Source organism: Dactylosporangium sp. NPDC000244, from assembly GCF_040300725.1.
In the GTDB taxonomy this organism is placed as follows: Bacteria; Actinomycetota; Actinomycetes; order Mycobacteriales; family Micromonosporaceae; genus Dactylosporangium.
Genome location: NZ_JBEPEH010000131.1, coordinates 1 through 1,010, shown reverse-complemented (window position 1 = coordinate 1,010; position 1,010 = coordinate 1). Strand labels below are relative to the sequence as shown.

Sequence of the window (1,010 nt, the reverse complement as noted above, 5' to 3'; positions counted from 1 at the left end):
TAAAGATTATATGGTCACTATTTCCGAATTCAATAAAACCATTGATCAGTTATATAAAAATAACTATGTTCTTGTTAATCTAAATGGATTAGTCAAAAAAGGAACAGATGGAAAACTGACCTTTACAGGTGTTTCTCTTCCAGAAGGAAAGAAACCGTTAATTCTTTCGCAAGACGATGTCAGCTATTATGAATACATGGACAATTCAGGATTTCCAAGTAAGTTGATTGTCGATAAACAGAACCAAATCAAGAATATTTATATCGACAATAAGAAGGAAACTGTTGGTGACTATGATATGGTTCCATTGATCGATTCATTCATTAAAAAACATCCCGATTTTTCTTATCAAGGCGCCAAAGGAACATTAGCTTTAACAGGCTATAATGGTGTATTAGGTTACCGTACATCAAAATCAGAATATGGTGATAACGAAAAAACAAACAAAGAAATCGAAGCAGCCAAAAAAGTTGCTGATCAATTAAAGAAAGATGGTTGGAGTTTTGCTTCTCATACTTGGGGACACTTGAATATGACACAAGCTTCTTTAGCCGATATCCAACAAGATAATGAACGTTGGCAAAATGAAGTTGCACCTATTTTAGGCAAAACAAATATTTTGATCTACCCATTTGGCGCTGACATCAGCGATTGGCAACCTTATTCTGAAGCAAATCAAAAATTTGCTTACTTGAAACAACAAGGATTTGATATCTTCTGCAATGTCGATGCCTCAACTCCTGCATGGGGACAACTAGGAACTGACTACTACCGTAACGCCAGAATCAATATTGACGGTATCCGTTTCGAAGCTGACCTAAAAGGAGAAAATCCAATACTTGATCAATTTATCAACGTCAAAGAAGTGTATGACCAAAAAGATCGAGGATAGAGGTTGTGAAAGAAGCGTCCAGCTCCGCCGACAATAAGTAGGAATTAACTATCTAGGAACGCATACCATGCGTAAAACAGGCGCTTATAAGGTCTATACCCAGTCAAACTATAATATT

The 1,010-nt window shown here is 36.1% G+C and carries 1 protein-coding gene; it reads left to right on the top strand.

Going from position 1 to position 1,010, the window contains the following annotated elements; translation table 11 throughout:
- A partial coding sequence (locus tag ABT369_RS57885) for a polysaccharide deacetylase family protein (protein WP_325068530.1) occupies positions 1-892 on the top strand: 892 nt, incomplete at its 5' end.
- Positions 893-1,010 lie beyond the last annotated feature (118 nt).